The following is a 26,613-nucleotide window of genomic DNA, read 5'->3' as shown; positions in this document are numbered from 1 at the left end:
ATAAATAGTATATTTTGAAAAAAATTTACTTTGAAGCTAAATAATACTGAAAACCAAATTTTTGTAGTAAAAGTTATATGGTATTAACCACTGACGGTGCAATGATTGAAAGAATAAAAAAGGATTTTTGAAAACCAAAGAAAAAGAAAGAATAAGCCCCTAATCCCCACTAAATCAAAGATTTTGAAGGGAAATGCGGCGCTTCTTTTTGTTTAATCGTTTTCGTAAAGCTTGTTGTTTTTGAAATAGACAATGAACCGTTCCTTTCCGCTACAATTATTTTAAAAAGAGCCTTGTAAAAAAGACAAATCGGATGATCTGCCTTTTTATTAATCGTATTATTCTTTTATAAAACTCCAACCATCTTCTTGATAAATCTTTCCTTCTTTCATCAATCTGCCTAATGCTCGTTTGAAAGCAGCTTTACTCATATTAAAACGGGCTGTGATGTCTTCTGGGTTACTTTTATCCCAATAAGGCATTTTGCCGCCGCGGCTTTGCATATAGGAAAAAATTTTTTCCGCATCCTCGTCTAATGCTTCATGACCACGGCTAAGAAGTGATACATTGATCGTGCCGTCTTCCTTCACATCAATAATCCGCCCTTCCACTTTTTGTCCTAGGCGTGGTTCTTGTTTACGTTGTGTTTCGTGAATAAAACCGATATAGTTTTCATCCGTTAAAAGGAAGGTACCAATTTTTAATAAGCGGTAGGCCCAACCAGTAATATTTTTATTGAAGTCCTTACGTGTGGCTTTCTCCGCAACAGCCCGCATGACATCCTCGGTTGCTAATTTTCCAAATAAGCGTCCATTTTTATCTGTTTTCAACGAGCAGTACAGTCGATCTCCAATTGCCGGCCAAAGGCTTTGAAGTGCTGGAAGATCATCCTTCGATACGAGAATATCTTTTACAATCCCGATCGACACAAATACACCAAGCGATTCCTTCACTTCAACGACCTCAACCCAATCATATTTTCCAATTTGAACAGTCGGAATCGTCATAGTTGCGGCTAATCGTCCTTGATGATCTTGAAATAAAAAAACTGTCTGTGCTTCCTCTGGATCAAATTCGTCCGGAACTTCGCTATCATGAAGGAGTACATCCTCCTCCCCGTTTGTTAAAAAATAACCAAAAGGTGCTTCACGATCTACATCCAATGTTACTACAGTTCCCGCTTCAAGACTTGTCATATGTATATCCTACTCTCCTCAATAAATGTATGGAAGTAATTATAACATTGTTTTTCCCAAATTAAGAATAAAGAATCCATTTCAGTTGCAAAATAGATTTGAAAATTTTAAAGTGAGTGATGCCAATGAACAGAGAGAAGAATATTCAAGTAAATGCCGATCCTCATTTCGATTCTGAATATGAAGGAATTGAAAATGACTCGTTTGGCGACCCACAAATGGGACTGCGATTTGATAGAAAAGTGACGGATAATCCATTTCACGTCACGTCCTTAAAAGTTGATCCAGAAATGGAACGTTTCTCAAAATGGTTTGATGGAAAAATACCTGGAAAGGAAAGTGAGGAAGAACAATGACACAATCAAAAGGCCAGAAAGAGCGGCAATGGACCGTTCGAAAACAATCACAAAACCCTCACGGAAAAATTAAATCACTTGAGGAAATTGCAGATGAGGTTACACCAACTAAGAAAAAGTGATTCGACACGATTTTAATGGTGCTTTCTTAAAAAATGCTGTAGAATTGCACTTTCGCTTATTTTTAATCAAACGTTTGATTAATAAACTTAGCCGAAAATGTTGTCGATTCACTTGAAAAAGTCAGCCATTCAAAGGCTGACTTTTTAATTTACTTTTTTAAATAGTTAATGACTTCGATGAGTGATTTTGCATAATCTTTATCGATCTTTCTGCTGCTATGCAATCTTACTTCAAGCTCAAGGGAATTTAAAAGTGTACATCTAACAATTTTCAACTTTGCTTTTTGTGCTGTTTGTGCTTTCGCTGAAAGACTTTTATATATCCCTTTATTTGTAATAAGTCCTTTTTCATACCCTTTATCAAGATATTCATCTAAATGATTCAAATCCATTTGTACAACAAAAGTGAATTCCTTCACACTTTCATTACCCGCTTGATCAACTGCTTTTACAACGATCGTGTGATTTCCACGTGCTAACGTGAAAGGTTCTACTTTAATTGGATTCGACACTTCGTTTCCATCCAAAGTAATTGTAACTTTAGCTACACCACTGCCTTCGTCCGTCACTTCTACGTTTTGTTCAAACGATTCGTACGGATAGATGCTTAATGGATTAATATCTTTAATTACTGGACCAGTTGCATCGGCAATTTTAAAATGATCAAAACTTAATGGTTTTAGCTGGTATACATCTTTAAAAATAGATGAGATCCCCGTGATATTTAGCACATCACCATTTTTATATTTTTTTGAAAACTCATCATAGGTAACACCCGTACGCTCATCGACACGAATTCGCGTTGATTTTCCATCCTTCGTTGCATCAAATTCAAACGCACGACCGGTAACCGCTAAATTTTCTACTTTCACATTTTCTAATTGTACAAGTTGACCTTGATTCGCATCTTTCAATTCAGTCACAACTTTTGCTTCAGGTACGGGTTTTGTTCCTGTTTTTTCAATTGCTACTGGATTTGTTAGCTCAAGTTCATTATTATACACTTCTGTTGTTGCAGTAATTTTTAAAACATCGCCAACTTGATAACCCGTTTCATTTTGGAAGACATAGATTCCGGCAGAATCATCCTGCAAATAGAACCCTTGTCCACCAAAGGCACCTGGTTTAGAAGTAACAACACCTTCAATCGTTACGGTTTTTCCAACCTGTGCTGTTCTTGCATCTTGAATTGAAATTTTTTCCGGTAAATTCGGTTTATCATCTGGCAATGGCTCAGCATTAACATTATCAACAGTTACCGCTTCTGTAATGATATTTTTGCTGCCGCTTTTTAGTCGTAAGCTTGCAGCACCTAATTTCGCAGGATTGATTTTTACAGTTAAATTCTTACTTGCGTGGCCCGTTTTATCAGCCGTAACGGAAAATTCCGAGCTATAATTGTAAGAAGTTGGCCACGTGCCGTCCTCATTTTGGAATTTCGCGATTTGCTCTCCACCAGTTAAATAGATCCCCGCTTTTAACCCTGAAACAGTTTGTCCTGGAGCTAAATGATCAACGGATACACGAATTTGGAATTCTTGTTGATTTGGCAACACAGCTTGGTGTACAAATGAATATTCCGCGTTTACTTCAGCAGGCTTGGATGACCCGTAAGATCCTGGAGCAAATGTACTGGAATCATACCACTTATAACCTGCAGCAGGTGGTGCCCATGGCTCCGGTTGTGGTTCTGTTGACTTACTCGGAATTTCCATATCTAGAATTGGAGACTCTTTATCTAAAGGAATTTTCCCTTCAAAACTTGTATAATCTTCATCCACAGCTAACCAGTCAATTATATTTGTTAAAAGAACAGCATCATCTTGTTCTTTAAATCCATCATACGTTGTTTTCTTTGCACCATTTTCTTCACGTACATATTTTGGAGTGGCATCTTCAACCGGGGAAGAATCGCCAATAAATGCAGCTTTTCCTTTTCCAAGCTTTGAAATCGCTGCATAGGCGCCCTCATCCACACCGCCGCCAAAATATACACCTTGATCGACCGCATTATTCCATTTATCTTTAGAAGATAATGATGGAAGGTAAACTAGACCTTTTGCATGTTTTGGATCCGTAATAGCAACCGTGGACCCGGCATGGACCGCAACAGAATCAACACCGCTAGTAATTCCAAAAGTACTATTTGGAGAAACGATTGTTGTTGCATTTACATCGCCGACCGCGTTATAGCGAAAACGAAGTCCAAAGTTATCAGATAACCAATCAGAGCTCTCTACACCTTGCATGGCAAGTGAGTTAGCTTCTTCAGTCGACATGCCTTTGGCAGGATTTTCGAATGCACCTCGACGATAGCCATTGAACACTTCAGAAGCATCCCAACGGTTTTTGTTACGATCCGCATTGTAGTGATCGGCAATAAAGAAAATACTTCCGCCTGTTTGTACATATTGAATCATTGCATTTTGTTCAGATTTTTTATACGGAATATTTGCTTCTCCAATCACAAATACATCATACGCTTTCAAATCATCATACGTAATTGGTGTCGTCTTACGAAGTTCTTTTACATAGTAACCTTTTTTTGCAATGGCATTTCCAAAATCAGAAAATCCCCCATCAATGACCCAGTCAGCCGCACCAGCTGTTTGACCGTGGGTGTTATCAAACAATACCTTTTTCCCATTATCATTCACAGGTTTAATCTCAGGTGCTGGATCATTCGGACCCTCAGCATGTACAGCTTGCAACCCAGACAGGGATGGCAAAGTTCCTACTACTAGAATTGCCATGACGACCTTTAAAAACAGGCTTTTTACCTTCTTCATATGTTACCTCCCATAGGAATTTAGTAATATGACACATTTTTCTACTAGATTCATAGAAATGTGACATACCTAAAACTACTTTAACAACATTTTTTTCATTCACATATAGGGCAAAACACCTGAAAAACGTAAAGATTTGATTAATAATTAGGACTATTATAATAGGCCTGAAAATAAACATACTTGAACAAAAAAAACAGTCTCATTATGTAAACGAGACTGTTTTTCTTTTCCGTTATTGTATGTGCAATTAAGCTAGTTGAGAAATGTTACTCAATAACCGGCAGAATTCTTGTTTCTTTGTCCATGTCTGAATGACAAAGCGGGCATTTCGGTTTTTCATCTAAACTGAACGCTTCTCTCATCCACCCTTGGCAGCTATCACTTGTACAGGACCAAACATTTGTTTCGACTTCGGGAACAGGCTCTTTCTGGCCTTTAAAATATGCCATAATGATTCTCCCTTCTATGTACTACTATTAGTATATCCTATTTAAGAAATTTAAGATATATTATTGAATTCTTTTTACATTTTAGTAAAATTTCTCAGGCAAATGCGAAGGGGCTCCTTGATTAGCCCCGACAAGCAAAAGGAAATCAGCATACTTGCCGATTTCCTTAATTATTAGTTTACAACCAAGCTGCTCCAACGATAATAAGAAGGATGAATAATACTACGATTAGTGCAAATCCGCCACCTCTGTAACCGACACCGTAGCCATATCCTCCATAACCGCCGCAGCCGCAACCGTAGCCTCCGTAACCAAACATTAATCGATCCACTCCTTTAATATAATTTTGTTAGTACAGATACGCTGCTCCAACAATTATTAACAAAATAAATAGGACAACGAGCAATGCAAATCCTGTTCCAAATCCAGCTCCACCCATTTATAACCACCTCCTCTTTCCTTTACACTTATAGACTATGGAAAAATGACTCAGTACGATTGGGGATATGACTATTTTTTTAAAATTTAGGCTCTTTTAGTCATGGTGAAATTTCCATAAAAATGGACAGCTTCCGATAAGAAAGCTGCCCTTTTTCGTATTTTTTTCAGATCCTTTTTGCTAATAGCATCAGTGTCATATCATCCATTGGTGGATTATGTAGTCCTGCCCTAACATCTCGATAATACCGCTGCAAAGGACTTTTTTCTGACAAGCTTCTTGCACCGACAATGCGCATCGCAAGATCAACAATTTCTACTGCCTGATTCGTCACCGCTAATTTAACCGCCCCAAGTTCCGGTCCCATTTGATTTTGTATTTCCGGTGAGGATTCATCCCACATTTTTGCTACTGAATATAAAAAGTGACGAGATTGCATAAGTTTCAGCTCGATTTCTCCTAATTTATGTTGGATGGCAGGTAACTCAAAAATAGGGTGAGACAAACTATTCGGCGTGTAATTTTTTGCGAAAAGAACTGCCTCCCGCTTTGCCGCTTCTGCTATTCCTAAATAACAGGCAGGAATATGAAGCAGATAGCCAGTCGCTGCCTTTTTGCGATTAGAAAGTTTTTCAGTTAAGTAGTCTAAAGGAATGCTCACATTTTCTAACACTAAATCATGACTCCCAGATGCTCTCATGGCCACACTATCCCATGTTTCCTTAATAGAAACGCCGTCTGAGTCTCGGGGAATTAAAAAGAAGGCAACATCATTTGTTTCCTCGATCGTTGCAGAAACAACAAAAAAATCCAGCATTGGCGCCATCGTTGAAAATGTCTTTCTTCCATTAATTAGCCATTTATCTCCAAGTTTCACCGCGCTTGTGAGCGGTTTTCCGCCTCTTGTTGGGCTTCCTGTTTGTTCTTCTGTTGCACACACATTAAGTAGCGCCCCCTCGCTCACTTTCCGACAAATATAGGAAAATAGTTTTTCCTCCCACGGACGGTTTTTTGTTAAATTCATCATTAGTCCCATATGCCAGCCGATGGATAAAGCAGTTGCGCCATCACCGATAGCAATTTCCTCTTGATATCGAACAAACTCGTATAAAGGAATCTCTCCCCCGCCAAACATCTTAGGTGCAGTAAGTTGTGTATAGTTGATCCCTTTCAAATCGCGGATATTTTCAAATGGAAAACGTCCTTCTTGGTCATTTTTTACTGCACGTTTTTTAAAAACAGGAATAAATTCTCTAATTGCATCCAACCGTTCATCTATCGTTTGTAAAGCTAGTAAATCCATTGACTACACCTCTCTCATCAAAACTATATCTTCATTTTAACGATTCTTATATTTAATTTCTACTGAATAGGTCGGAATTAAGTGAAATAAAATAGATACAAATTTTCAAAATGAGACCCTTTATAAATGGTAAAATAAAATAAAAAAGGTAGTTCGCCATGATTATTCTTATATTCCTATTGATTGCAGCGCCCATTACTGTATTTATTCACGAGCTTGGTCATGCATTAGGTTCCTATTTGATGAAAGCAGACAAAATTGAACTGAATATTGGTGCTGGACCTAAACTGTTTTCTATTCAGAATAGAAAATGGACGATTTGTATATATATTTTCTATATGCTCGGTGCTCACACTGCAAGTGAACGATATCCATATTTTTCAAAAACGGAGCAGATTGTGATTTCAGCGTTCGGACCTTTGCTTAACGGTGTTATTGGGCTGATTGTCCAGCAATGGAACCCTGTTGATCATTTAGGAATCTGTCAATTATTTGCACTATTTAACTTCTGGCTTTTCTTTATTAATCTTATCCCATTTCGAATTGGGGTAAGACAGTCGGATGGATATACGATTTTAAAAGCTATGCGGCAAAAATAAAAGGGTCAAGAACATCGCTTGACCCTAACATTTTTACATATAATGAATATTATTTTTATTTTTTTCTAAAACCTTTTTATTGAATTCATCCCCACCGTCGACATTCGCGCTATGAAATACTGGCGGAGTAACTCCAGCTTTTAATAGATTATTAACGGTTTCAATTACAATCGAATTCACGATAAACGATCCGATAATGGTTGAAGTAGGGCCAATTTTTTGATCCATTCCTTCTAAAAGCATAGAGGAATCTTCAAAATCTCCACAATTATCAATAACAATATCAACGACTTCATACAGATTTTTTCCACTTTCATGTCTGGATGAAACTTGAGAGGAATACGTAATATTGGTAAGCCCAATCGTTGTTAACCCTTTTTCCTTAGCCGCTAGTGCCATATCAACTGATACCGGATTTCTACCAGAAACGGAATGGATTAATATTGTGTCTCCACTTTTTGCTGCAGTAGAATTGAAGATTTCCTTTCCAAATCCATTCATTCTTTCCATTTGTGATGTTAATGTAACTGGACGGGTATTTAACATTAATGTCGGATTAAGAATTGGGTTAATAACAGCTAAGCCGCCTGTACGGTAAAACAACTCTTCTGCAATAATTCCAGCATGAGATGCCCCAAACACATAAATCGTGTTTCCATTTTTAATAGATTCAGAGAAAGCTTTTGCTGCCTTTAGAATCTGATCATATTGGGTGTCTAGTACTTGTGCTGTAATCTTATTTACATGTTGATAATATTCTTGAACATAGTTTCTCAAGTTCAAACGCCTCCACTAAAATAATTTTCCGAGAGCCCCAGAAATAAATGCCCATAAAGATAAATCATTTCCTCCGAACACGATAATCCATTCTGATACAGTATGCTGTAAGAACGGTATCGAAATTCCTACGAGTAAAATCATCAATACACCAGCAACCGCTGATCCAATAATCGCACCTCTTAAACCACCGGTTCCATTACCGATAACCGCAGCTGTCCCAATTTCAAAGAAACATGTAATCGTTAAAGGAACAATGGCATATGGAAATAAACCAGTTCCACCTATGATAAATAAGGTAATTGTTGAAGTTACCATTGAAACGAGGAAACCGATAATAACGGCATTTGGTGCAAATGGGAAAATAATTGGACAATCCAATGCTGGCACAGCATTCGGAATGACTTTATCAGAAATCCCTTTAAATGCTGGAATAATTTCAGAAAGCATCATACGTACACCTTGAAGTAGGATCGTTAAACCAGCTCCAAATAAAACACCTTGTAATAATGAAAAGGTTACTAAACTTTTATCTTCTCCAAAGATTTTGTCTACTTGATCGCCGCCGATTAAAAAGCCGACAATTAAGTACACGATAAACATAACTAATGAAGAAGTAATTGTGATTTCACGTAAAAATTCGATTTGCTTAGGAAACTTAATGTCCTCAGTTGATTTTTTCTTATTTCCAAAGGCCATTCCAAGAAGTCCTGAAACAATGGATAATCCAATTGTCGGATGACCAAGTGTAAATGAATCTCCACCTGTTACTTTTTTAACAAATGGTTTAATTAGTGCTGGTGCAATTATGAAATATAACGCAGCAAATATAGTAGCGAAGATAACAATTCCTGCACCCTTTAAGCCACTTTCAACCGCTGTTGCAGTGAAAACAAATGGGAACCAAAACAACATATGCCCGGTTAGGAATACATTTTTCAATGGAGTAAAACGAGCAACGATAATATTTATTAAAAAGGCAAGAAGCATTGACAGCCCGATTTGACTTCCATAAGTACTAAGAAATTTATCTGCTCCAAGAGGATGTAAAGATTTTTCCGCTGGAATTTTATATAGATCATTAAATGCATCAGATAATGGTGTGATTGAGCTTATTAAAATATTTGTACCTTGTGTCAATATGACAACACCAATAACAGTTTTTAATGTTCCACTAATAATATCTGAAAAGTTTTTCCTTTGAATAATTAATCCAAGGGCCGCAATTATTCCTAAGAATAGTGCGGGCTCACGTAGGATTTGGTTAACAATAAAGTTAATAATTTGCATAGTCTATTATCCCCTTTGAATTATGAAAGCAAGCTTTGAATAACAGGCAATCCTTTTTCTTTGATTTCATTTTTATCAATAAAATTATTTACTTTAACGACTGGAACCGTTGCAGTTTGCGATAATTTTTCTCCTAACTCATTAGAAGTAAAAATAATGTCACAAGGAGTTGATGCCGCAGAACCAACATCTGCTGTAGAAACCTTTGCAGTCATTCCTTCTTCCTTCAATACCTCGTCAATTTTCATTTTTAATACCATTGAAGACCCTACGCCAAATCCACAAACCGCAATTATGTTTAAATTTTTCATGATTATCATTCTCCTTTAAATTCATTATTTAAAATCTGAAATACCTCTTCATTACTATTACTATTATTTAAAACACTTAAAACCGTATCCTTATCTAACAAACTCGCTAAATTAGTCAGCTGTTCTAAATGTCCGCCACTTTCAGTCGCACAAAAGGCAAAAACAATATTTACCGGATCATTGTGCTCGCTTCCAAAAGCGACAGGTTGTTTCAGCGTAATGACACTAATATCATTTCTTTTTACTTTGTCGCTAGGTCTTGCATGGGCAAGAGCAATATGAGGGGCAATTACAATATATGGTCCCAATTCATGAATAGCATTCACCATATCCTCAATATAGTCGGAACCAATACTTTTATTTGCTAGAAGTAATTGCCCGGCCTTCCGAATCGCTTCCTCCCAATTTGCTACCTCTTGCTGAACTTGAATGTTTTGCATCTTTATCAGTTGAGACATATCAAACATCACCTTGCTGTTTCATTATTTAATTTCAAAATTTCTTGAATGCGTTTTGAGCTTTTTAAGATTTCCAAATTATTGTTTTCCTCGAGAATTTGGACAAGTTGAATAAATAAGTCGGACTCAGACATTGTAGAACAGATAACAAATATTAGTTGAACCATTACCTTCTCCGAATCGCCAAACGGGATTGGTTTATCTAATGCAAGAAGACTTGCGCCATCCTTCAATACACCTTCCTTTGAAGATGCATGTACAATAGCCACTTCTGGAATAAACACCATATATGGACCTAATTCCTCAACTGCACGAATCATTGCATGAGTATACTGATTGGTTATAAAGCCATTTTCTATAAGTGATTGACTAGCAAGTCTAATCGCATTTCTCCAGCTATCCACATCCCCATGTAATTGAATATGGTTCATTGGAATAAGATCACCTAACTCATGGTAATCCTTTAAAGGTAGCTCTGTTCGAATCAATTCGTCCATTTGCTTTTGATACGTTTTCTTAAAAACTAGTTTTTTTAAGGTCATCAGTTCTTCAGGTTCCAAAAGTGGATTAACGACTACAACCTCATAATCCTTTATCGTTAAAGGTACGGTTGAGATAATAAAATCAAACTCTTGATCCATGTATTGATCGAGATTAGACATACTAATTGGTCCGAAAGCCTTTAACTCTGGAAGCATTATCTTTAATCGAGTGGCCAATAACGAAGAAGTCGCTAATCCTGATCCGCAAACAACTAACGCTGTAGGCATATATCCTGAAAAGGAGTGTCTTTCATAACTCGCACCTAAATGCATAGCAATATAGGCTATCTCCTCTTCCGGTAATTGAAAATGATACAATTCTTCAATTTTCAATAATGCTTTACGAGTAATTTCAAAGATAAAACGATATTTGTACTTTACTTGCTCCGTTAAAGGGTTTTCAATTTTTTGGTGATTGAAAAGTCGATGCAAGGCAACCTGCAGATGCACCATTAAACCATTCATAAACTCTAAATCCTGTTTAAAATTGATTCCTAAGCGTTTTTCCACTTCAGTCGCAAATAAATAAGTGATTTGGTACGCATCTTCTTGCTTACTGAAAGGAACATCTCCTATCGGATAAACAGACACTTTAGCTCCCTTTACTTGTTTCAATAAATATACAACTTCATCGTCCTCAAGAGTGATGTGAAAGATGGACTGATATATTTCTTTTAATTGCTGAAAATCCTTTGTCTTTAAAAATTCCTTTTTCTCAACAAATGGATAGTCAGCGATATACCCTCTTTGTAATCGAGTATGTTGAAAACAAAGAATTAAATAAAGCTCGTCTAATGAATCGTCACTAAATTGAATAGATAAATGGTTCTCAAAGTCCTTCGTAAACCTTTTAGACAAATGAAGCAGTTCCTCATCAAACTGCTGAAAGATATACTGCTTTGATAGTGCTGATAATGTAATTGCTTCATTAAATAAGGATGCAAAAGCATTTCGAATATCTAATTCATTTCCAACAGGAGATATCCCACGAGAAGGTTTTTTCTCGACCTTTACACCGTATTGATTAAACAGTTCTTCCACGTTCTCCATATATTGAAAAACTCTATTTTTACTTATTTGAAACGTTTCACCTAGGCTTTCAAGGGTGGTATTCTGTTCTAAAAGAATTTGAATACTGAGCATATAGATGAGATCCTTTTTCGTTACTACATAATGATTTAACTGTAAAAGCTCATTTATTATCCTTGAAGTCTTTTCAGGACTTATCTCGAGGTATATTCCTTTTCCAGGCTTCCGAATTAAGGTAACATCATATTCTTTTAAGAAACTTTCAATAAAGTCGAGATCATACCTTATCGTTCTTTCACTTACTTCATACAACTCAGCTAACTGCTTGACATTAATATAATCCGCTTGACCTAAAAGCTGTTTCAGAATATCCATCTGTCGTTTCGTTAAGGAAATCATCTGCTCACATCCTTTACATTTTTATTGTAATCCTTTTCAACCGCCACATTAATAACTAAGTATTTCCGCAGATGTGGCAATAAAAAAAATAAGTCATCTATACTCGATGACTTATCCACTATACTACATACATATTTATCTCCAACTACAATGCTATTTATTTTCGCCTTCTTGATCTAACCCTTTTTCTAATTGTTGCATTCTAATATCGAACAAACTTTGTTCATATCCCGTATTGATCTTGGATTCAAGTTGCTCCATGTAGCGCTCTGTTTCCTCGAAACGATTGGTAGCTTTACCAACAACTGATTGATCAAGGACAGTGTTAACTTTGGCGTTCGCTTTCATTGCATTTTCTTTCCCCATCAATTCCATCCGTTTAAAATGCATATCCTTTAATTTCAGCTTCATTTCGCGATGTCTCTTTTCAAGGTCTTCTAATTGGACTGTCACTTGTGTGTAGGCCTCTTTCAATCGAGTGACTTGATCATTGTACATTGCTTCTTCATGTATCGCTGTTTCATAAAGGGATTCTTCGTTAGCTGCTAATGCGATTTTCGCTTGTTTTTTTCTTTTTTCCGCCATAAATTCAGCCTGTTGCAATTCACGGTAAAATTCTTCTTTCAACATATACTGTCTCTCAATTAATTTGCCTACTTTATTTGTTTCATTTTCACTTTCACGTAGATATTGATTCAATAATGCGATTGGATTTTTCTCTTCCTTCTTATCCATTACGGCGTTAAGGTCAGCTAATACGGTGTTTTTAATTTTTTCGAATAATGTTGTCATTTTTATAATCTCCTTTTTAAAATTTTCCTTTAATGTCATTCCATTGTTGGTCAAAGCTTGTAAATGGATCTTTCGATGATTGGGTTGGCTTTTCTTCCTTTTTCCAATTTTTATATCCTACATAAAGAAGGTATAAAGCTAATATCCCCGCAATTGCTGGTAGATTTGAAAAAGTAGCACCTACAGCAATTACCCCAATAATCGCCCATAACAATTTCCCTCCAAATGAATCGGATTTTAGAAATTGCTTCAGTGAAAAATAGGCAATCGCCACACTAACTGCTAATCCGATAATATTTCCTATACTCGCTAAAGCAACAATCCCTAACACACCCGCTAAAATAAACATCAAGAATTTTTTCATTTTCATTTCCCCTTTCGATACTTTAATGATAATGAAATCCTTTCAATCGATTAACAATCTCGAGCTTTATTTTTTTATCGGACTTAAGGCTTAATTAGCGAAAAAATTTTCAGTAATAATATGAAAGGACAACCTTCTAAACACAGAAAGGTTGTCCTTTTTCTTTTGAAATAGTTCATTTTTAATTATTTTCTACCGCTTCTACAACGATTCAGTCTTTAGCCATTAATTGTCTTCTCTTCTTCCCATGAAATCCGCTGTTAAAAAATCGTATGGGAGATGGAATTTTTCATTATTTATCAATAATTCTTGCAAATCATCCTCATCTTTGACGCTTTCTTTAATTTTATCCATTTCCTTATGGATATTCTCCATTTTCCTATCTAGTAAAGTAGAAGAAATTGCTGCGTCTTTTAAATCATCTTTAATTTTTTGGGGAACCTCTTTATTGTATTTATAATAAATTTTATGCTCCAAACTCGCCCAAAAATCCATTGCGATTGTACGAATTTGAATCTCTACATATACTCGTTCTTCTCTATCAGACATAAAGATAGGAATTTTGATAATTAAATGTAAACTTTGATAGCCATTAGGCTTAGGATTTTTTATATAATCTTTCACTTCAATTACTTCTATATCCTTCTGATTTTGTAGCATATTGCTAATTTCATAAATATCCGAAATAAAAGAACAAGTAATTCGAACTCCAGCAATATCACGTACCTTTTCCTTTATTGTAGGTAATGAAAAATCATATCCTCTTTTCTTAACCTTTTTTAATATGCTTTTCGGAGATTTTATCCGCGACTTTACGTGTTCAATCGGATTATAATCATGCATAATTTGAAATTCTTGTTTTAAAATGTCAATTTTCGTATTTATTTCATCCAAAGCAAATTTATATCCCATCATAAATCGAAGTATTTCAGTTTTCATGAATTTCATTTGCTTTCTATCATCGATTTCTATTACTCCCATTTCATTTTTCTCCTTTATGCTAAAAACACTATATCTATATATTAGTTTTGTTCCATTTTTATCATTGGTCTTTTACACATTGTGACATTTATTCCTTGCTTCTGTAATTTAGAAATTAACTTTTTTACATTCTTCAGATAAATTGACTTTTCCTTCATCTGTATTCACATTATTATGACACGGTGTCATTATTATGTATTTAAATATTAAATGACACTGTGTCATTTGTCAACAGAGTGCATCCACTATGCCATTTCAAATTTCGCTCTATTTTCGATATAATATATAAACCTACTTACTCAAAAAAGGCAAATTAAATTCATTCAGGTTTGAAACTCCGTCAATCAGCTTAACGATTTCTTTGATCTCAAATCCTCTACCTTCTTGATAAAACACTGAAGATGTATTATCTGACCTATGTTGCACGTGAATAACTGGCCAATTGATTTCTCGCCAGTACTTTAGTATTTTTCTTATATTTAATTCTGCTTCTGGATTATTTCGTAGTCCCCATTTTTCATCTTCAATTGCTTTTTGTACATCATTAATACTTAATGCTGCATTATGCATATTGTGCCTGCTGAATGATACGAATTTTTCTTTGTAAAATATATTAAATGTAACAAACTTTTCCTGTTAGTTACACAAGAAAAATGGACTTCCTCCCCAACCTGTCCTACTAAACATAACAGGTGTAGCAATATTATTATGTTGTCATAGATTCTAATTTCATAATGGCTCCAAAATACTGGGAAGCGGTAGTAAAAGTAATAAACGAAAGTAGCTCACTAATTTCTGCTTCCGAAAAATACCCTCTCAATATATCAAATTGAGCATCTGATATATCCCCTTTTTGTTTTATAAAAACCTCAGCAAAACCTACTGCAATAGATATTTTTTCATCGAACAAATGAGGTTCAGGTTTTCCTTTTGCCTTGCAATACTCACAACCATTACTATGCGCTAACGTTCTCCTAACTTGTTCCTTTAGTTGAGATGATAGATTCATATCTTTTCCCAGCACTTCCCCTAATTGATTCCATCCATTTAAGATATCTATATTATGGCCTAAAAGTCTTTGAAAAGGTGTCTCTCCAAATTCAGATTCATTAATTCTTGCCATCATTACTACCTCCTTGTAGTATTAACTTTACCGAATAACTTTAAATAATCACATTAAATATTACATTCATTTTACATATATTCTTTTAAAAACTAATGCAAATTGGAGGATTTTATTAAAAATGCAAATTGATACAATTGATAAGAAAATTATTGATGAATTAAGCAAAAATAGTCGATTATCGATGAGTGAACTTGGAAGAAGAATTAATTTATCTTCCCCATCTGTAACAGAGCGGGTAAGGCGAATGGAATCATTTGGAGTAATAAAGAGATATACATTAGAGGTTGACTACGGTAAACTAGGGCTCCCTATTCAATGCATTATAGAAGCAACTATCAAAAATGGCGATTATCAATCTTTTAAGAAATATATTGAGGGTCTTTCAAATGTAGAGTTTTGTTACCGAATTGCTGGAAATGCTTGCTATATGCTTAAAATGCAATTCGAGACATTTGCTAAAGCAGAAGAATTTATTGATGATGTAAATCCTTATGCTCATACGGTAACACATTTCATTTTTTCTAAAATTGAGACGAACTTAAGAATCGGATCGGACTGATTTTAATCAATCAATGTACACCTATCTACCTATGATGCTTAATAACGTTATGGAAATTTAATAAAACTGAATAGTGGTCTCCAAATTGTAGAGAAGAGCGATTATTTATTGTAATTGAAATGAAAAAGGAAATTCAAAATAATGTTTAAAGGGGCTGGGACATAACTAGCTTCAAATATGGTATAATTTTTAAACTTAAGGAACCTTCTTTCTGTATAATTTTGTTGTGGTGACTTAATTTTATCAGAAGTGGTCCTTATTTTTATTCAAAAAATAATTAAAGCCGGTGAAAATTTACTTGTCGTAAAATTTCACCGGCTTTTTCATCTCAGAGGTGGGTTTTGTCCCAACCTCTTTTTCTCATAGGATTTAAATCTATTAGACAAACATGGATTTTCTATTTTTCTATATGTTTGTCCATTCCTTAAAATTAAGATTTACATAATGTAATAGTGGATAGATATAGTATCCATTTTAAGAGTAGGAGGTGTTCAAAATGGGAGGCACTGGTATGGGATTTGCTTTAATCGTAGTATTGTTCATCCTCCTTATCATTGTAGGAACTTCTTTCTCTGGAGGCGGTTATTAATGTCTTAAGTGCAATTAATATTAATAGAACTAGGGGGTGACTAATAAATGTCTTATGGTTACGGTGGTTATAGCTATGGGGGAACATCTTATGGTGGTAGCTCCTTCGTTTTAATCGTTGTGTTGTTTATTTTGCTTATCATTGTAGGAACTTCTTTTTGGTCATAATGAGTGAATAAATATGAAGTGAACTTCCCTCTAAAAGGACAGCTGCTTCTGTCCTTTTGTTTAACACAAAAAGATAGGAAGTGGAAAAATGAATCCAATGATGAGATATCGAGGCGAACCGGTTGAAGTGCGAATGCGCGACGGGAGAGTGTATCGGGGAGTCGTTGATGGGGATCCACCTCCAGGAGGATTCTTTTTAAGGTCTGGTTTTGGCAGAAGATTTATACCATTTGCAGCAGTTATTTTCGTCTTTTCATTTCGCTTTAGAAGACGTATTTTTTAAATTGCTCAAAAAAACTATTTAAATTCATTCTTGGACCTGCTTGAAAAACAGGTCCTATTTTTCATATATCATACCTTACCAAAACTTAGGGATGTGAAACAGACCGTTAGCCATCTATGAAGAGTACGTATTTTTTTCATTAACGAATACAATTACTGCAAATGTAATGAAATTTTCCGAAAACGAGGAATATATTGTAGTTGATAAGAAAGTGAATTTTATCTAGAAATTTTCCACAGCTTTACAAATCAAGGGAAGGTGGAGTAGCTTAATGGATATTCCGATTACAGGTTTAATTTTTCATTCACCTAATTCTAATTTGGATTCTGAGCATTCACATGTTTTATATCTTACTTCGTGGGATGGGAGGCCTCTTCATAAACATCATTTTTCCGGTGTGACTTCTTTTAACGTTGGACATGAGCATAGATATGCAGGTACAACTAAACCTGCTCCAAGTGGAGTTCCTCATACACATGAATACTTTACAGTTACATCCTTTGATGATGGACATAAACATGAAATTCGAGGTGTCACAGGACCGGCAATTGCCTTGCCCGATGGAGGCCATTACCATAAATTTCATGGCGTAACCACAGTTAACGGCTCCCACCCTCATTCACATAAATATAGTGGCAATACTAGTCCAAGTAGCTAAGGCCGTTTAAGAATTATTGTAAATACAAAAATGAACTACAATTAACGTAATGTTAAATCCAATTATGATGTATATACCTACTCTATATATTTTTATGATTCATATAAAAATCTGCTTGGACTAACATATACTTTTTTCTAAACTCATCCAACAGAAGCGCTAATTTTATACTTAACTAAATATACAGGCATACATAATAGAAACCTCTAAGATTAGTCCAGAGGCTTTTTTTCATAAAAGTTGTCGTAATGTTATATATTCACCAGATTAGGGATTTAAGTTTTTAATAACTTATGAAAAAGATTTTATTATTTCATATAATAAGATATTAGAAATAGAGATCGTTACAGGAAGAGGCATTTGCCGACCTTTTTTAATATACTGACTTAATAAAGTGAGAAAAAGGGCATTCGAATGAGTTCAATTCGATTGCCCTTTTCTATAAACTTATACAACTTTACTCAAAACTAATTACTAATTCATATTTTGTTCAAACATAAGCCTTCATTTTACGAAAACCTAGAGTTGAGGTCACAATTTCAACTATTTATATTGTAATCATTATGGCGGAGAAGGTGGGATTTGAACCCACGCGGGCTGTTAACCCCTAACGCATTTCGAGTGCGTCCCCTTCAGCCTCTTGGGTACTTCTCCAATTTACTTTTATTATATAGTAAACCCTGATCGTATGACAAATGAAATACTCACACTTCTCATATTTTTTAGTGGAATAATCAACCAGTATTTCGGTTAAATTATCATTAATTACGTACATATAAAAGGAGGAATCCTCAATGGAAAATATCGATTTTCTATCCTTTAAAGAAGACTGGACATATATTAAAAGAATGTTAATTAGTGTGGCAGTTCAATTAGAAGACAATCATGATTATATACGAGAACGTGCAATAGGAGACTTGATCGATATTATTCAAGAAATGGATAAACGGGAGCCTAAGAAAGATTAGCTCCCATTTTTTTATTTTTTAAATTATATCGAAATAATTTATGACACATAATTGGTCTATACATCTTAATAACTTTATACTATTCTAAAATAGTAATTAGCTTTATTTTTAGGAGGTGCGTTATGCTTTCATTTTTACAGAAAATCGGTAAATCACTTATGCTTCCGATTGCTGTGTTACCCGCAGCTGGTTTGCTCCTGCGACTTGGATAACCAGATTTACTAAATATCAAATTCATTGCCGAAGCAGGAAATGCATTTTTCGGTAGTATGACATTGGATGCAGCCCATGATCCAGGTGCGGTCTTTAGTAAAGAAAAAGCCCTTTATAATAATAAAGGACCTCTCATAAGTAAAATTGATTTTAAAATTATTGAGTAACTAAATTCGATGTCCCCACTCTTAGATCTTTTACTATTTGTCCATCTTTCATAACAGCAACAATATTCGTTTGATCTTCAAGTGATGAAATATTTGCAAGTGGGTCCACTTTTGTAATGACAAGGTCTGCTAGTTTTCCTTCCTCAACTGTACCGAGCTTGTCTTCCCAGCCAAGGCATTCTGCAGCTACTTTTGTCGTGGCAACGATTGATTCCATCGGACTCATACCAATGCTGCACATTAGATTTAATTCACGAAGATTGCTTCCGTGTGGCATCACCCCTGCATCAGTACCCATTGCAATTTTCACACCAGCTTTGAAAGCCTTCGAGACACTTTCATGGTGAATATCTATCACTTCTAATGATTTTTGAATGGCATGTTCCGGCATATTGTCGCTATTTTTCCCTTGCTCTAATACCGCTACTGGTGCTAGTAATGTTGGTACTAAATATGTACCATGCTTCAACATTAACTCAATCGCTTCATCGTCCAGGTAAATCCCATGCTCGATGGAATGAATCCCAGCACGAACAGCATTCTTAATCCCTTCTGCACCTTGTGCATGAGCCATTACTTTAATGCCACGGCGGAATCTCGCCTCTTCAACGATAATCCTTAGTTCTTCTTGCGAAAATTGCGTAAACTCCGGATGGTCTGTTGGGCTCATTACCCCACCTGTTGCATGAACTTTAATAATATCCGCACCCGCTCGCAGCATTTCTCTCACCTTTTGACGAACTTGTTCCGGCCCATCACAAAATCCGCTTGGCATTCCAGGGTAAGAAGGACTAGTCGTATCAATTCCTGAGCGGGTCCAGTTATCCCCATGACCACCCGTAATCGTCAGTGGATTGATGCTTACTTGCATACGAGGGCCAAGTACAAGCCCGTCCTCCACCGCCTGTTTCACTCCTAAATCCGTAAATCCTGCATCACGAACAGTAGTTACCCCTGCATCAATGGTCTTTTTCATGTATCCAATTGCTTGATAAAATTTATATGCGAACGGTGTAGCTAAAGACTTCCTTATATCTGTGAATTCCATCATTAAATGAACATGTGTATCAATTAAGCCCGGAAGAATGTATCCATTTTCCGCATCAACTACGTCTACTTCTTCATTAGGGAGATTAATATCTTCAAGCTTTCCTACTTGCACAATTTTATTCTCTTTAATTAGTACTGCAGCATTTTGAATGGGTTGCCCGCCGTTTCCATCAATAAGCGTTCCGTTTTTCACTAGTATGTAAGTCACCATAAGCACTCCAGTCTTTTAAATTTTATTAACATTTATAATATTCAATAAAAATAAAAGAAAATCCTTCTTAAAATTTCATTTTTTTTCGTAAATCTAAACTTTCCTTTATACCAATAAAAAATTAATTCAAAAACGCGGTAAACTATAGCAGAAAAGCTTGAAAGGTTGTCTTTTCCCTCTCAAGCTTTTTTCTCTACTCTATTCTCTTCAAACGCTCGGGCAAGCTTACGATTGATTGTACAACTGCATCTAACTTCGTTTCAATACGATAGAGTAGATACAACGTAACAACAATTGGAAAGCCGACTTCACTAATGAAGGGTAATAGCTGATCCATCTTTCTTCCTCCTTTCAAAAAATTCCATTAAGCACGAAAGACCTGTCCTAATGGAATTCAGGCCTTTCCCTTATATAAAAAATTAAGTTAATTAAACAGTATACTCTGTTACATTATTTTCGATCAGTCTTACACCTTTTATTTCAGTGTAGGCTGAGCCAGTTGAACTAACGAATACGTTTGATGCAATGATTTCTTCCATCGCTGCTTTTACTTTGTTTGTATCAACCGGTTCAATTGGATCCTCGATAGAAATTCGTGCTGTTTTATTTTCAGATGTAGTAAATTGAAGCTCCAAAGTTTTCATCCTCTCACCTCCCTAGCAATGTTAATAAAATAGCTTACGCCTTCACATCAGAGCTATCGTTTCGCTCTACATTAAATAAGTCTTTTTGAGATAACGAATCAATTGCTTGTGCAGCCTTTAATAATTCATCCGCCGTAGCCTCAAGACGAATATTATTAAATGTTTTTGTTTTAAACATAGGCTTGCCATTTTCATCAACACCGTTATCAAAAACAAGTTTTAAACTGGAACCCTTTAAAAGGATATCAGCCATGTGCCTCACCTCCTTTCACCTTATATATATAAATGAAAAGGAAAATAAGGCACCCCTAGCACAAAAAAACTCACCAAAATTGATGAGTTTTCAACTTCTACTTTATAATTCCTAATCGAATTGCCTTAACAGCGGCTTCTGTTCTATTTCTAGCATTTAATCGCTTCATAATATTTGATACATAATCACGTACCGTGTATTCACTTAAATGAAGAGCCTCGGCAGCTTCCGTTGTGGAGGCTCCTTCAGCAAGTAATTCTAATACACTGATTTCCCTAGAAGATAGCAACGGCTCTTTTGATGGTCAATGTTCAGGTTCAGTGAATTTTGATAAAAGTTCTCCTGCACCTTGACCAAACTTTAATAGTGCCGCAAATGTATTACTGTCGACATCAAAAAACTTTCCCGGGCCTCTATCTAAAAAAGCAGCTCCTATAAGTTTGCCATCAGCGGGGACATAAATCGGTGCAACAACCACGGATTCTAGTTGGAACGTTTGAACATAGCGATAAGGAAATTCCTCCGATGCATGTGAAAAATACATGGGCTGAAAATTCTTTAATGCTTCATTTGCAGGATTTAATCGTGCTAAACTTTTATATAATGAAGGAAAATTATCAATATTTTCTTTAATACTCCGAATTTCTTCATCATTAAAATGATAGCCGAAGAGTCCCTGTCCTTTTTCTTCGATGTTCGAATAGCGAAAAATTGCACATCTCTCAAATGGCAAATAATGTGCATATCCGTAGGCAATATTTTTAATTGCCTCATCCAAATTTTTCGAACGCATTATCCATTCATTAAATAAAATAACCGCATCTTTCCAATGTATTTGATAGTTTTCTTCTTCAATTTGCAGCACATGCATTGCATATGTCAAAAACGGAACGATAGACGATCCATCATGATTATTGATACAAAAGAGCAAAGTTTCATTTTTCCAAGGGATAGGAAAAACATCGCTTCTTCCCTTTTTCCCTCCTGTTTTTTGCAATATTTCTTCAGTGATTTGGAACCATGATGATGCTATTACTTGGAATTTTGTTTCCATTGATAAACCTGTAATTTTTTTTAATTGATACCCATTTTCCACATGCTCCACTCTAGCTATCCATTCAATATCTAATTGCTCTGATCGAACCATCTGTTCACATAGTGAATCGATATGAAACTTGTCATGTTTTGTAGATGCAAGCATTTCTTCGCAAATTTTTGAAAACAAAAACTGGACAGAAGGATGCAAATGAAATGAACGGGTCGTATTTAATTTAATTACTTTATGTACAGCATTTTCTAATAGTGACAAAATAAAAATTAATAAATTTGGTTCTGGCGGTCTATGAAATTGTTGAAACCACTCGGTCCGTATATCACTAATTAAATGGTCGATATTTTGTTCACTCATTTTTAGGAATTGAGAAAAGAATGAAAAAGCGAACTCAAATGCGTGCGCAGATTTTTTATGATGAATTTTCATGTATTCCAAAATGCCTGCCCATTCTTTAATAATTTGGTCTTGATGATCACATAAAAGTTCAACGCCATTCTTCAACACTAGTTTCATATGATTATTTAGTGTGAGATTCACCATTCTCTCCCCTTACTTTCCTGCATCGATATATTTTTTGAACATTCCGTCTATATTTTATAGTATCATAACGTTCCTTACTTAAGTCCTTTTTCTTACACGAAAATTAGATTAAATTTGACATAACTTCTCGAAAATTGTCATTAACTGGAACACGACATTTGTAGGGAATGAAAAATTGATTTTCCTACATATATAGGAATTCAGTATTCACACTTTTTTGAATAAAATTTAAGAAAAAAGGTTTGAAACCGCTTGCAAAGGGGGTGTTTGCCAAAACAGAGACCTGATTATCCAGTTAATACGTTAAACACGAAGAAGGGGTGAAGATCTAAATGAATGAGGCAATGGTCTTACAGGGGAAAACATCAAAAAAGCATTTCTTAATTGCACTATTAGCGGGTTTTTTATTTCTTGGGTCACTACTAACAGTGTTTGGAGCAACAGGTGTTGCCTATGCAATGCCGATGGGTGGTATTGGAAAGTTCAATGTATCGTTTGATGAGATGCAAGGGAAAGGGTTCAAATTGTATGGGTCCCTTTACGGTGAACCGAGCAAAGGTGCCGACCATGTAAAGCCAGTATTTGTAAATGATATTAAAGAAGTCACTATTAAAGGGTTAAAAATATCAAAAGAAGTCTCACTTCCGCTTCTCGGTGATTACACAGTGATGATTACTGCTGGTAACGGCAGTGTTCCTGTTGAATTAACTGGTCTTATTCAAAAAGCGGCACTTGTACAAGGAAATGCTCAATTTACAAATATGAATATAAGCGAAAATTATGTTCAAGCAAATGATCCAGAAGCTGCTAGCAAAGCTTTTACACAAGGTGCAACAACCGTCACAATCAAAAACGGTAGCCTTGATACACATTACCTTTTCCAACAAGTAGCTAAACTACCTGGATTGAAAGTTGAATTTATTAAAAAAGGCAAATAAACATTGGCTCTCGCTAGGAGTTGAAAAAGAATGAAACAAACGATTAGACAGCGTTTTAAATACTGGAGAATGAGCCGACCATTTTGGGGGGCGACTTTGTCGCTCCTTTCTGGTCTTATTATTTTATATGTACCTTTGCAGTTAATTCAAATCGCCTTTGCCCCTGGTAATTTAGTTGTCATCGGAATTATTTTCGGCGGCTTAATTGTCCTTTTAGGAATTTTAGGCTATATTTTCCCGAAATTTCATACGGTATTTGGAATTTTAACTATTTTTTTATCCGTTTTATCTATTATGGGAGCATTAGGTGGCTTTTTTATCGGGACGATTCTCGGAATTATTGGTGGTTCCTTTTCTATCGCCTGGAGAACTGTACCGGTTTCTACTAACAAAAAACAAACAGAAGAAGATCAAACAATTCAAGAAATTGCGGCAAGTAAATGAATCATTCGAAATTTGGTGATAGCTATGTTAAAAAGAACACTGCCTTTTATTCTTATCCTTTATATTCTTTGTAGCGGGACATGGATTCATCCATCTATTGCTGAAAGTTCATCATCGGAAGGTTTTATCATTGAGGCGGATCGTGTTGAAGGAGTAATAAGCTTGCCTAGTATTGTCACCGGCGAGACATCCCATTCACCCAAAAAAGTCATGCTTCGTCTTTGCTTTGCGAAATCAACGATTTACGGAATGAAATTATCTAAAGTAAGCAACGGCATTACTATGCAAATGGCATCAAGTGGACCGGATGAGTTAAGCAAGATGTGCGCAGACGTGACGAAGCTGTCATTTGATGAAATTTATATCCCTCGCGTTGGTGAAATCGGCCTAAAAAATGTCCGACTGGTCGCACATAAGCAAACAGCAGATCTTGCTTCATTGCCAAATTTGGATGTACGATTTGCCCAAAATAACTTCCAAACAACTTCAGACAGTGAAGAACATTTAAAACTGTTGAATGAAAAATTAACAGCACTTCTTAAAGAAAATCCGGATCAGCACACCTTTCCAATTACGATGGATGATCTTCTAAATGGAAAGAAAGATCCGGAAGGTGAAGAAACAAATGATCCGAACAAAGATACACAAAAAGAGGAAACAAAAACAGAAGACAACAGTAAAAAAGAAGATCCTAAGGAAAAAAATGAGGATGATTCTCAAAACGGTGACGCCGCCAATCAGCCAAAAGAGGATTCACAACAAAACGAGGATCCCCCAAAGGATGACTCCCAAATTAACGATGAAAAAAGTCAGCAACCGGATAACCCGGAAAATGACGGCGGAAATGATAATGGCACGAATGTAAATGATTCGAGTAACAATCCATAATCACTTTTGGAGTAGATTCGCTATGAACTACTCCTTTTCTTTTTCTTTAAAGATTGCCCGAATAATGAGCATTGCCAGCAATGCTCCACCAGAATCTAGTAAAACATCACAGACCGAAGCTGTCCGATTTGGAACGAGCGATTGATGATACTCATCACTTGCTGCATATAGGGTCGTTAAAAACCATGCGAAAAATATCTTATTTCTGCTAAACGCATTATATAAAAAGATCCCTAATAATCCAAATACGCTAACATGGGCTAGCTTTCGAATAATAAAATTCAATACGCCCGCTGCCTCACCTTTTAATCCCGTTATTCTTTCAATTATATTCAATGTATTGGAGCCAGTAGATTCCGGTGCCGCTGTGAAATTATAAATAATGATGCACATGATGATGGCTAATACCCACCATATTGTTCGTTTTTTCATTCTATCAACCTTTTCTTATAATGAATTTAGTATTTCTGCCCCTTCATTCTTTGGACTATTAACTATTTCTGATATGGTGTAGGCCTCCATTAAAGTGGAGTCGAACGGTGATAATAATGATTTTAATTGCTTTTCCTCCTGAATAGACCTATCCAACCAGACTTGTTCAGATTCTTTCGTTAAGATGACAGGCATTCTGTCATGAATATCCCGCATTAATTTATTGGCCTCTGTTGTAATAATCGTACACGATTGAATCGTTTTTCCTCCTTGATTCCAACGATCCCAAAGACCAGCGAACGCAAAGGGTTGTTTATCTTTTAAATGAATGTGGTACGGTGTTTTTCGATTCCCTTCCTTTTTCCATTCATAAAAACCATCGGCGATGATTAGGCAACGTCTTCTCGCTAACAACCGTTTAAAGCTTGGCTTTTCATCAATCGTTTCTGCTCTCGCATTAATCATTTTATAACCGATCTTTGGATCTTTTGCCCATGAAGGAACTAACCCCCAACGCAAGAAACCACCACGATTTCCCTTTTCTCCTTCAACGATCGCCAATACTTCTTGACTAGGTGCAATATTATATTTAGGCGAAAACTCAATCATTTCCCAATTTGTAAGATCGAACCGCTCCATTAAATCTTCAATGCTTGAATATAAATTAAATCGGCCGCACATACCCTACTCCTCCAAAGTAGTTTTTTACCTATCTTATTCTACCTTAAAAAAGAGAATTTTTCCTATTCCTAACGAAAATTCCTAAAAGGACTGAAAAATTTTTAAAAAAGAAGGATTTTAAATGAACATAGCGAATATTCATTAAATATACATATTTTAGACACAAAATCGACAAAATTAACTAAAGGATGGTGTCTTACATGAGTGTTCGTTTAAATTTATATTCCTTTTTATTATGTATAGGCTGTACACTTCTGTTCATGATTGCATACATCACGAATTTCCTTCATTCCATTCAGTTTACCGTTATTCAGCCTTTATATATTACATTAGCATTATCAATTGTTATTCTTTATCTCGGTGTGATTGGTTTGTTTTCAGTGAAAGATTGGAAGACTGGACTAAGAAGTATGTTAACGATCGTAATCTCCCTTGGAATCTCAGCTTTACAATTGTATATGATTATATTTAATTAAGAAAAGCGAAAAGCGCTTTGTTCAGCTCAGATAAGCAAATCTCTTTTAAACAAAAAGAGGCTGGGACAAAACC

At 35.6% G+C, this 26,613-nt stretch carries 36 protein-coding genes, 1 tRNA gene and 1 pseudogene; 13 read left to right on the top strand and 25 right to left on the bottom strand.

Features of this window, described 5'->3' with window-relative positions; all coding sequences use genetic code 11:
• Positions 1-338: 338 nt before the first annotated feature.
• Entirely contained in the window at positions 339-1,196 is an 858-nt protein-coding gene (locus B5V89_RS19365; protein WP_108073602.1) for a CvfB family protein, read from the bottom strand.
• A 125-nt stretch (positions 1,197-1,321) separates the two neighbouring features.
• On the opposite strand from B5V89_RS19365, the gene B5V89_RS19360 reads away from it, so the two are divergent.
• Both B5V89_RS19360 and B5V89_RS20540 read left to right on the top strand, forming a co-directional pair.
• Positions 1,322-1,552, top strand: a complete 231-nt coding sequence (locus tag B5V89_RS19360; RefSeq protein ID WP_108073600.1) for a hypothetical protein — start codon at positions 1,322-1,324, stop codon at positions 1,550-1,552.
• Complete coding sequence (locus B5V89_RS20540; protein WP_219909946.1) at positions 1,549-1,674, top strand: DUF6254 family protein; 126 nt, start codon at positions 1,549-1,551, stop codon at positions 1,672-1,674. The genes B5V89_RS19360 and B5V89_RS20540 overlap by 4 nt, the downstream gene beginning before the upstream one ends.
• Before the next feature lie 149 nt (positions 1,675-1,823).
• Here B5V89_RS20540 and B5V89_RS19355 read toward each other — a convergent pair whose 3' ends face one another.
• The 5 genes and pseudogenes from B5V89_RS19355 to B5V89_RS19335 all read right to left on the bottom strand — a co-directional run bounded on the left by B5V89_RS19355 (position 1,824) and on the right by B5V89_RS19335 (position 6,657).
• A complete protein-coding gene (locus tag B5V89_RS19355) occupies positions 1,824-4,463 on the bottom strand; it encodes a DUF5689 domain-containing protein (RefSeq protein ID WP_108073598.1) in 2,640 nt (879 codons plus the stop codon).
• Between the two features lie 269 nt (positions 4,464-4,732).
• A complete protein-coding gene (locus tag B5V89_RS19350) occupies positions 4,733-4,915 on the bottom strand; it encodes a cold-shock protein (protein WP_066225803.1) in 183 nt (60 codons plus the stop codon).
• Positions 4,916-5,093: 178 nt separating this feature from the next.
• Positions 5,094-5,171, bottom strand: a pseudogene (locus B5V89_RS20815) (YjcZ family sporulation protein); the annotation flags it as partial.
• A gap of 93 nt (positions 5,172-5,264) precedes the next feature.
• On the bottom strand, positions 5,265-5,354 hold the full coding sequence (locus B5V89_RS19340; RefSeq protein ID WP_084347325.1) for a YjcZ family sporulation protein: 90 nt from the start codon (positions 5,352-5,354) through the stop codon (positions 5,265-5,267).
• A gap of 166 nt (positions 5,355-5,520) precedes the next feature.
• Positions 5,521-6,657, bottom strand: a complete 1,137-nt coding sequence (locus tag B5V89_RS19335; RefSeq protein WP_107958538.1) for an acyl-CoA dehydrogenase family protein — start codon at positions 6,655-6,657, stop codon at positions 5,521-5,523.
• A 158-nt stretch (positions 6,658-6,815) separates the two neighbouring features.
• On the opposite strand from B5V89_RS19335, the gene B5V89_RS19330 reads away from it, so the two are divergent.
• Positions 6,816-7,256 (top strand): site-2 protease family protein, encoded by a 441-nt coding sequence (locus B5V89_RS19330; protein WP_108073596.1) that lies wholly within the window; start codon positions 6,816-6,818, stop codon positions 7,254-7,256.
• Between the two features lie 33 nt (positions 7,257-7,289).
• Here the strand turns inward: B5V89_RS19330 and B5V89_RS19325 are convergent, their stop codons facing one another.
• From B5V89_RS19325 to B5V89_RS19280, 10 genes are all read right to left on the bottom strand, one after another.
• Entirely contained in the window at positions 7,290-8,033 is a 744-nt protein-coding gene (locus B5V89_RS19325; protein ID WP_202299925.1) for a sugar isomerase domain-containing protein, read from the bottom strand.
• Positions 8,034-8,048: 15 nt separating this feature from the next.
• A complete protein-coding gene (locus tag B5V89_RS19320) occupies positions 8,049-9,323 on the bottom strand; it encodes a PTS ascorbate transporter subunit IIC (protein WP_108073594.1) in 1,275 nt (424 codons plus the stop codon).
• Between the two features lie 20 nt (positions 9,324-9,343).
• Positions 9,344-9,634, bottom strand: coding sequence for a PTS sugar transporter subunit IIB (locus tag B5V89_RS19315; protein ID WP_066225787.1), 291 nt, complete (start codon positions 9,632-9,634; stop codon positions 9,344-9,346).
• A 5-nt stretch (positions 9,635-9,639) separates the two neighbouring features.
• The gene (locus B5V89_RS19310) at positions 9,640-10,092 is read right to left on the bottom strand and encodes a PTS sugar transporter subunit IIA (RefSeq protein WP_066225786.1); all 453 of its coding nucleotides are present in this window, start codon (positions 10,090-10,092) and stop codon (positions 9,640-9,642) included.
• Between the two features lie 8 nt (positions 10,093-10,100).
• Positions 10,101-12,062, bottom strand: coding sequence for a BglG family transcription antiterminator (locus B5V89_RS19305; protein ID WP_066225784.1), 1,962 nt, complete (start codon positions 12,060-12,062; stop codon positions 10,101-10,103).
• A 153-nt stretch (positions 12,063-12,215) separates the two neighbouring features.
• Positions 12,216-12,854 carry a PspA/IM30 family protein gene (locus B5V89_RS19300; RefSeq protein ID WP_066225782.1) on the bottom strand — a complete coding sequence of 213 codons (639 nt, stop codon included), beginning with the start codon at positions 12,852-12,854 and terminating at the stop codon, positions 12,216-12,218.
• 16 nt (positions 12,855-12,870) lie between these two features.
• Positions 12,871-13,218, bottom strand: coding sequence for a lmo0954 family membrane protein (locus tag B5V89_RS19295; protein WP_066225780.1), 348 nt, complete (start codon positions 13,216-13,218; stop codon positions 12,871-12,873).
• Between the two features lie 225 nt (positions 13,219-13,443).
• A complete protein-coding gene (locus B5V89_RS19290) occupies positions 13,444-14,199 on the bottom strand; it encodes a GTP pyrophosphokinase (RefSeq protein WP_108073592.1) in 756 nt (251 codons plus the stop codon).
• Between the two features lie 291 nt (positions 14,200-14,490).
• Positions 14,491-14,769 carry a cysteine hydrolase family protein gene (locus B5V89_RS19285; protein ID WP_107958527.1) on the bottom strand — a complete coding sequence of 93 codons (279 nt, stop codon included), beginning with the start codon at positions 14,767-14,769 and terminating at the stop codon, positions 14,491-14,493.
• Positions 14,770-14,905: 136 nt separating this feature from the next.
• Positions 14,906-15,322 carry a carboxymuconolactone decarboxylase family protein gene (locus B5V89_RS19280; RefSeq protein ID WP_107958525.1) on the bottom strand — a complete coding sequence of 139 codons (417 nt, stop codon included), beginning with the start codon at positions 15,320-15,322 and terminating at the stop codon, positions 14,906-14,908.
• Positions 15,323-15,443: 121 nt separating this feature from the next.
• Between B5V89_RS19280 and B5V89_RS19275 the strand changes: the two genes are divergently transcribed.
• The 5 genes from B5V89_RS19275 to B5V89_RS19255 all read left to right on the top strand — a co-directional run bounded on the left by B5V89_RS19275 (position 15,444) and on the right by B5V89_RS19255 (position 17,581).
• Complete coding sequence (locus B5V89_RS19275; protein ID WP_107958523.1) at positions 15,444-15,884, top strand: Lrp/AsnC family transcriptional regulator; 441 nt, start codon at positions 15,444-15,446, stop codon at positions 15,882-15,884.
• Between the two features lie 496 nt (positions 15,885-16,380).
• Complete coding sequence (locus tag B5V89_RS19270; RefSeq protein ID WP_084347321.1) at positions 16,381-16,473, top strand: YjcZ family sporulation protein; 93 nt, start codon at positions 16,381-16,383, stop codon at positions 16,471-16,473.
• Between the two features lie 47 nt (positions 16,474-16,520).
• Positions 16,521-16,640 (top strand): YjcZ family sporulation protein, encoded by a 120-nt coding sequence (locus B5V89_RS19265; protein WP_066225778.1) that lies wholly within the window; start codon positions 16,521-16,523, stop codon positions 16,638-16,640.
• Positions 16,641-16,728: 88 nt separating this feature from the next.
• Entirely contained in the window at positions 16,729-16,923 is a 195-nt protein-coding gene (locus tag B5V89_RS19260) for a hypothetical protein (RefSeq protein ID WP_066225776.1), read from the top strand.
• Positions 16,924-17,194: 271 nt separating this feature from the next.
• Positions 17,195-17,581: a YmaF family protein gene (locus B5V89_RS19255; RefSeq protein WP_066225772.1), complete on the top strand. Its 387-nt coding sequence runs from the start codon at positions 17,195-17,197 to the stop codon at positions 17,579-17,581.
• Positions 17,582-18,145: 564 nt separating this feature from the next.
• Here B5V89_RS19255 and B5V89_RS19250 read toward each other — a convergent pair.
• Positions 18,146-18,235 (bottom strand) — tRNA-Ser (locus B5V89_RS19250).
• A 140-nt stretch (positions 18,236-18,375) separates the two neighbouring features.
• Here B5V89_RS19250 and B5V89_RS20285 point away from each other — a divergent pair.
• Complete coding sequence (locus tag B5V89_RS20285; RefSeq protein ID WP_160331392.1) at positions 18,376-18,549, top strand: hypothetical protein; 174 nt, start codon at positions 18,376-18,378, stop codon at positions 18,547-18,549.
• A 369-nt stretch (positions 18,550-18,918) separates the two neighbouring features.
• Here B5V89_RS20285 and B5V89_RS19245 read toward each other — a convergent pair whose 3' ends face one another.
• The 6 genes from B5V89_RS19245 to B5V89_RS19225 form a co-directional block, all read right to left on the bottom strand.
• The gene (locus B5V89_RS19245; RefSeq protein WP_066227490.1) at positions 18,919-20,187 is read right to left on the bottom strand and encodes a metal-dependent hydrolase family protein; all 1,269 of its coding nucleotides are present in this window, start codon (positions 20,185-20,187) and stop codon (positions 18,919-18,921) included.
• A gap of 196 nt (positions 20,188-20,383) precedes the next feature.
• Positions 20,384-20,527 (bottom strand): YvrJ family protein, encoded by a 144-nt coding sequence (locus B5V89_RS19240; protein ID WP_066227493.1) that lies wholly within the window; start codon positions 20,525-20,527, stop codon positions 20,384-20,386.
• A gap of 91 nt (positions 20,528-20,618) precedes the next feature.
• Positions 20,619-20,834 (bottom strand): DUF2922 domain-containing protein, encoded by a 216-nt coding sequence (locus B5V89_RS19235; protein ID WP_066227495.1) that lies wholly within the window; start codon positions 20,832-20,834, stop codon positions 20,619-20,621.
• 34 nt (positions 20,835-20,868) lie between these two features.
• A complete protein-coding gene (locus B5V89_RS19230) occupies positions 20,869-21,087 on the bottom strand; it encodes a DUF1659 domain-containing protein (protein WP_066227497.1) in 219 nt (72 codons plus the stop codon).
• A gap of 97 nt (positions 21,088-21,184) precedes the next feature.
• Complete coding sequence (locus B5V89_RS20535) at positions 21,185-21,376, bottom strand: response regulator transcription factor (RefSeq protein WP_244913549.1); 192 nt, start codon at positions 21,374-21,376, stop codon at positions 21,185-21,187.
• A 15-nt stretch (positions 21,377-21,391) separates the two neighbouring features.
• The gene (locus tag B5V89_RS19225; RefSeq protein WP_244913548.1) at positions 21,392-22,678 is read right to left on the bottom strand and encodes a GAF domain-containing protein; all 1,287 of its coding nucleotides are present in this window, start codon (positions 22,676-22,678) and stop codon (positions 21,392-21,394) included.
• 335 nt (positions 22,679-23,013) lie between these two features.
• On the opposite strand from B5V89_RS19225, the gene B5V89_RS19220 reads away from it, so the two are divergent.
• From B5V89_RS19220 to B5V89_RS19210, 3 genes are read left to right on the top strand one after another with little or no spacing between them, the layout of a single operon-like run.
• The gene (locus tag B5V89_RS19220) at positions 23,014-23,619 is read left to right on the top strand and encodes a DUF6230 family protein (protein WP_108073590.1); all 606 of its coding nucleotides are present in this window, start codon (positions 23,014-23,016) and stop codon (positions 23,617-23,619) included.
• Positions 23,620-23,649: 30 nt separating this feature from the next.
• The gene (locus tag B5V89_RS19215) at positions 23,650-24,063 is read left to right on the top strand and encodes a DUF6114 domain-containing protein (protein ID WP_244913547.1); all 414 of its coding nucleotides are present in this window, start codon (positions 23,650-23,652) and stop codon (positions 24,061-24,063) included.
• Positions 24,064-24,087: 24 nt separating this feature from the next.
• On the top strand, positions 24,088-24,951 hold the full coding sequence (locus B5V89_RS19210) for a hypothetical protein (protein WP_108073588.1): 864 nt from the start codon (positions 24,088-24,090) through the stop codon (positions 24,949-24,951).
• Positions 24,952-24,978: 27 nt separating this feature from the next.
• Here the strand turns inward: B5V89_RS19210 and B5V89_RS19205 are convergent, their stop codons facing one another.
• Positions 24,979-25,383 carry a VanZ family protein gene (locus B5V89_RS19205; RefSeq protein WP_108073586.1) on the bottom strand — a complete coding sequence of 135 codons (405 nt, stop codon included), beginning with the start codon at positions 25,381-25,383 and terminating at the stop codon, positions 24,979-24,981.
• A gap of 15 nt (positions 25,384-25,398) precedes the next feature.
• Entirely contained in the window at positions 25,399-26,064 is a 666-nt protein-coding gene (locus tag B5V89_RS19200) for an SOS response-associated peptidase (protein ID WP_108073584.1), read from the bottom strand.
• 200 nt (positions 26,065-26,264) lie between these two features.
• Between B5V89_RS19200 and B5V89_RS19195 the strand changes: the two genes are divergently transcribed.
• Positions 26,265-26,540: a hypothetical protein gene (locus B5V89_RS19195; protein ID WP_108073582.1), complete on the top strand. Its 276-nt coding sequence runs from the start codon at positions 26,265-26,267 to the stop codon at positions 26,538-26,540.
• Positions 26,541-26,613: the final 73 nt, after the last annotated feature.

Source organism: Heyndrickxia sporothermodurans, assembly GCF_003055045.1.
Lineage (GTDB): Bacteria > Bacillota > Bacilli > Bacillales > Bacillaceae_C > Heyndrickxia > Heyndrickxia sporothermodurans.
The sequence above is the reverse complement of the archived record's forward strand: the minus strand, read 5'-3'. Positions and strand labels throughout refer to the sequence as shown.